The organism is Thiorhodococcus fuscus, assembly GCF_042682685.1.
Taxonomy (GTDB): domain Bacteria; phylum Pseudomonadota; class Gammaproteobacteria; order Chromatiales; family Chromatiaceae; genus Imhoffiella; species Imhoffiella fuscus.
In genome coordinates this window covers 1-5,309 of sequence record NZ_JBHUHX010000033.1, presented here as the reverse complement: position 1 = coordinate 5,309, position 5,309 = coordinate 1, and the positions used below count along the sequence as shown (strand labels likewise).

Below are 5,309 nucleotides of genomic sequence, written 5' to 3'. Positions count from 1 at the left end.
GCCGCCATGCCGTCGGTCACGTTGGCGTTCTCGGTGTTCTGCGCCACCGAGGCCGATATCTGCTCCATCGAGGCCGAGGTCTCTTCCACGCTCGCCGCCTGTTCGGTCGCACCCTGCGAGAGCGACTGCGCCGTCATGCTCACCTGGTCGGACGCGGTCGTCAGCTCGTCGGCGCTCGTGCGCACCTCGCGGATGGTCTGCGCCAGTTTCTCGAGCGTGTTGTTAACCGTCTCGCGCAGTTCCTCCAGTCGTCCCTGGTAGCGCGTCTCGATGCGTTCGGAGAGATCGCCCCGCTCCATCAGGACAAGCACGCGCATCACCTCATCGACCGGACCGATCACCGCGTCCAGCGTCGCATTGATCCCCTCGACGATGCGACGGAAATCGCCTCTGTGACGCGCCGGATCGGCGCGCACGTCGAGCCGACCTGCCAGCGCGGCCCCGGAGAGTGTGTTGGCATCCTCGATCAGGGCCTGGATGTTGCCCCGAACCTGCTCGATGGTGTCGTTGATGAAACGCTTCTTGCCGGGGAAGAGCTCCAGCTCGGCATCCATGTCGCCCTCGCCGAAGGACTTCACACAGGCCATCGCCTTCTTCTTGACCGCGATATGGCCGGCGACCATGTCGTTGACCCCCTTGGCCATCACCTGGAAATCGCCCTGGAAGCGATCCTCGTCCATGCGCACGTCGATATCACCGAGATCGTGCTCGGACGCCATATGGTTCATCTCGGCGATGAAGCCTCGGATATTCCCCCGAACCTGTTCGATGATGTCGTTGATGAAACGCTTCTTGCCGGGGAAGAGCTCCAGCTCGGCATCCATGTCGCCCTCGCCGAAGGACTTCACACAGGCCATCGCCTTCTTCTTGACCGCGATATGGCCGGCGACCATGTCGTTGACCCCCTTGGCCATCAACCGGAAATCGCCCTGGAAGCGACCCTCGTCCATGCGCACGTCGATATCACCAAGATCGTGCTCGGACGCCATATGCTTCATCTCCGCGATGAAACCTCGGATATTGCCCCGAACCTGTTCGATGGTGTCGTTGATGAAACGCTTCTTGCCGGGGAAAAGCTCCAGCTCGGCATCCATGTCGCCCTCGCCGAAGGACTTCACACAGGCCATCGCCTTCTTCTTGACCGCGACATGGCCGGCGACCATGTCGTTGACGCCCTTGGCCATCAACCGGAAATCGCCCTGGAAACGGCCCTCGTCGATGCGCACGTCGATATCGCCCCGGTCGTGCTCGGACGACATGTGATTTATCTCGTCGATGAGCCGCTGGATGGACTCGGACATCGTCTTCATGGCCGCCATCAGGCTGGAGTCATCGCCCGACCGGAGATCGATCCTCGAACTCAAGTCGCCAGCCGCGATCCGATTCGCAACCTCGGAGGCAAAATCGGGCTCGCCGCCCAATTGCTTGAGCAAACCGCGCGTGATGACGAACCCCAGCAAGGCGACCACAACCAGGGTCAAACCGAAGACCATCAGCGACAGGGTGAAGGCACCGTCAAGGGTGGTCTCGGACAGCTCCGCAGCCTTCTTCGCTAAACTGACGTTGTAGGCGAAATGCTCGTCGAGCAAGTCCTCGAACTGACTGGCGATCGCACGAGTATCCTGCGCCAGATCACCCGTCGCCTCGGTGCCATTGATGCTTGAGCGCATCAGCAGCGCATCGAGTCCCGCGACGTATTGTTCGTACAGCGCCATCTCCCGGTCGAAAAAGCCCTTGTCCGTCTCATCGGAGACGAGCGTCCGGTAGGTCTGCGCTGCCTTCTCGACCTCCGCCCGATCCACGTCGATCTCGCGCTCGATCGCCTCCTTTGTGGCCGAATCGACGGAAACGAGGTGGCGATAGATACCGATCCGAAGCTTGGAGAAATGAGCGCGCAACTCGTCCAGCGCCACCAGGCTGGGGACCGAATTGACGGTGCTGTAATTGGCAGTCTCATAGACCTTACCCATCTGCTGGTGGCTGAGAAAGGCAAGCAGCCCGATGCCGAGCAGCGCCGTGCACACGAGCAAAGCCATCTTCTTGACGACGGTGAACTTCATTTGGATAGATCCCCTGTATGCCGAAATCATCAACCAGGCGGTAAAGAGTTGCCGTAACCACCAATCCGCACCAGGGGCTCAGAAGGGCCGTTGAGCCGCTTGATCCCTGACGAAAACGAACGCCGACCCTGAGAAGCCCCTCAGCCCGATGACACCACCTTGTTGGACGCCGCAGCGACGACCGGTGCCACCAATTCGATGAGCCCCTCGGTGCCCAGGACGCGGGAGATGTCGAGCAGGATGACGAAGCGCCCGTCCACCTTGCCCATGCCGCGAATGAAATCGCTCTTGATGCCCGCGCCGAAGGCCGGCGGCGGCTCGATCTCATCCGGGGTGATCTCCAGCACGGCCGAGACGCTATCGACCAGAATGCCGACGTCCTGAGCGCCACCCTCCTCGTTCATCTCGACGATGACGATGCAGCTACGTCGCCCGGCCTCGGCCTGGCGGCGATGGAAACGGGCCGAGAGATCCACGACCGGCACGACTGCGCCGCGCAGATTGATCACCCCCCGAATGAAATCCGGCATCATCGGCACGCTGGAGACGGCGCCGTACTGGATGATCTCCTTGATCGCCAGAATCCCGACACCGAACATCTGTTCCGCCACGCTGAAGGTCAGATACTGATTGGTGCCTTCGTCGTCTGTATCGGCCGACGCAGACCGAAGCTGATGCGAGTCTTTGACTGTCATGATTGCCACACCCTCAGAAACTGACGAATTCGGAGTCCGCCGACGGACCGGCCGGCAGGCGCTTGACGCTGGGTTTCGAGGCGGCCTTCGGCTTGGACGACGCCTCAGTCGAGGATTCCTCCGACAACCGCCGAGCCGACTCGCCGGTCTTGAAGAAGCTCATCATTCGCTGAAGCTGCTCGGCCTGACCGCTCATCTCCTCGGACGTCGCCGCCAGTTCCTCGGAGGCCGAGGCGTTCTGCTGAGTCGCCTGACTGAGTTGCGAGACCGCGCCATTGATCTGACCCACACCGCTCGACTGCTCGCTCGACGCCGCCGCAATCTCCTGCACCAGATCCGAGGTCTTGGCGATGGCCGGAACGATCTCGTCGAGCAAACGCCCGGCGCGCTCGGCCAGCTCCACACTGGAGCCGGCCACCTCGCCGATCTCCTGAGCCGCCTCCTGACTGCGCTCGGCCAGCTTGCGCACCTCGGTCGCGACCACTGCGAAGCCTTTGCCGTGCTCCCCGGCACGCGCCGCCTCGATCGCCGCGTTCAGCGCCAGCAGGTTGGTCTGGTAGGCGATGTCGTCGATGATCCCGATCTTCTGTGCGATCTGCTTCATCGCCGCGACCGTCTCCTTCACCGCCGCGCCGCCCTCGGTCGCTTCCTTCGCGGCCTTCGCCGCCATACCGTCGGTCACGTTGGCGTTCTCAGTGTTCTGCGCCACCGAGGCCGACATCTGCTCCAATGCGGCCGAGGTCTCCTCAACGCTCGCCGCCTGCTCGGTCGCACCCTGTGAGAGCGACTGCGCCGTCATGCTCACCTGCTCGGACGCCGAGGCCAGATCGTCGGCGGTAACGCGCACGTTACGCATCGTCTGCGCCAATTTGGCCACCGTGTTGTTCAAGGTCACGCGCAACTCTTCCAGGCGGCCTTTGTAGGGCGTCCCGATCGTCTCAGAGAGGTGGCCCTCCTCGATCAGGGCGAGGATGCGCATCACCTCGTTCACCGGGCCGATCACCGCGTCCAGGGTCGCATTGATGCCCTCGACGATCCGCCGGAAGTCGCCTCTGTGATGGCTCGCATCGGCGCGCACATCCAAACGGCCTTCCACCGCCGACTCGCTCAAAAGGGTCACGTCGGCGATGAGCGCCTTGAAGTTGCCGCGCACCTGCTCGATGGTTTCGTTGATGAAGGCCCTCTTGCCCGCGAACGGTTCGAGCTCCGCATCCATGTTGCCTTCACCAAACTCGGTGACGCAGGCGATGGCCTTCTTCTTGACCGCGATATGGCCGAAAACCATATCGTTGACGCCCGCCGCCATGGTCCGGAAGTCGCCCTCAAAGCGTTCCTCGTCGATCTTGACGTCGATGTCGCCCTTGTCGTGCTCGCCAGACATCCGATTCATCTCGGCGATCAGGGTTCGCAGCGTGGTCTGCATGGCGCCGACCGAGCGCATCAGCTGTCCGACCTCATCTTTCGAACGCGACTGGAGTTCGACCGACAGATCGCCGGCGGCGATCTGATCCACTGTGGTTACTGCCTTCCCCAGCGGACGGACGATGCTGCGGGTAAGCGCCAATCCCACCACAATCGCGATCAGCAGCATGGCCGACCCGAGCGAGGCCGTCATCGTCGTGGCGCGTTTGATGATCTCCACGGTGCGACGCCCCGAGTCATCCACCTCTCGCCCCGCCAGATCGATCAGGGTATGGACGGCAGCGACATAGGCACGGTGCAGCGGCAACGTCTCCTGAACCATCAGGTTTCGTGCCTCGTCCATCCTCGACTCCAACGCCAGCGCGATCGCATTCTTACGACTTCCCACATAGGCCTTACGCGCCGTGAGGATATCTGCCAGCAACGCCTGGCCTTCCGGCGTCGTCAGACTCTGCTCCAGACGCTCGTAGAGCCCCGTGAGCGCCTTGGATGTCTCGCTCATCTCCGCAACCGTCTTTTTCATCCGCTGCGGATCGCTCATGAACATCAGGGACAAGGCCATCTTGGCGTTGTCGCTGATGTTAACGATGATCTGGTTAGCCACGTCCGCATTCGGCCATGCCTCGGCGACAACCTCGTTCGAAACATTTTGGATGCTGCGCAACTGAAAGACGTTCATGGCGAGCGTCCCGAGCATCAGCGCAATGACAAGACCGAAACCCAAAGCCAGACGTGCGCCGATTTTGATGTTCGACAACATGTCGTTCTCCGTTGAAATAAGATGTCGCCTTGCGATGCCAAAGGAATCGCCGCCGTTGGGGTTCGTTCCCGCTCATGTCCCCCCATGCCGATCGTTGGGTCACTTCATATCCGGAAATGACCGCCTTGCCTGGACATCACATTCGAATCAGAAACTGACGAAATCGGAGTCCAGCATCGGACTGGCCGACAGCCGCTGACCCTTGGGGGCAGAAAGCGTCTGAGGCTCGCGCGCGCTCCTGTGAGTCGAGACAGCGGGTCGAGCCGATTCGACACCGGTCTTGAAGAAGCTCATCATCTGTTGCAGCTGCTCGGCCTGACCGCTCATCTCCTCGGCCGTCGCCGCCAGCTCCTCGGAGGCCGAGGCGTTCTG

Annotated in this window: 3 protein-coding genes and 1 pseudogene; all 4 read right to left on the bottom strand. The window is 61.9% G+C overall.

The annotated features are described in order from the left end of the window. Positions 1-2,060 (bottom strand): MCP four helix bundle domain-containing protein (locus tag ACFSJC_RS12650; protein ID WP_386027232.1); only part of this gene is annotated, 2,060 nt, incomplete at its 3' end. Between the two features lie 140 nt (positions 2,061-2,200). Continuing rightward, a complete protein-coding gene (locus tag ACFSJC_RS12645; RefSeq protein ID WP_386027230.1) occupies positions 2,201-2,755 on the bottom strand; it encodes a chemotaxis protein CheW in 555 nt (184 codons plus the stop codon). Positions 2,756-2,768: 13 nt separating this feature from the next. After that, positions 2,769-4,937 carry a methyl-accepting chemotaxis protein gene (locus ACFSJC_RS12640; RefSeq protein WP_386027227.1) on the bottom strand — a complete coding sequence of 723 codons (2,169 nt, stop codon included), beginning with the start codon at positions 4,935-4,937 and terminating at the stop codon, positions 2,769-2,771. A 147-nt stretch (positions 4,938-5,084) separates the two neighbouring features. Next, positions 5,085-5,309 (bottom strand): annotated as a pseudogene (locus tag ACFSJC_RS12635) (methyl-accepting chemotaxis protein); the annotation flags it as partial.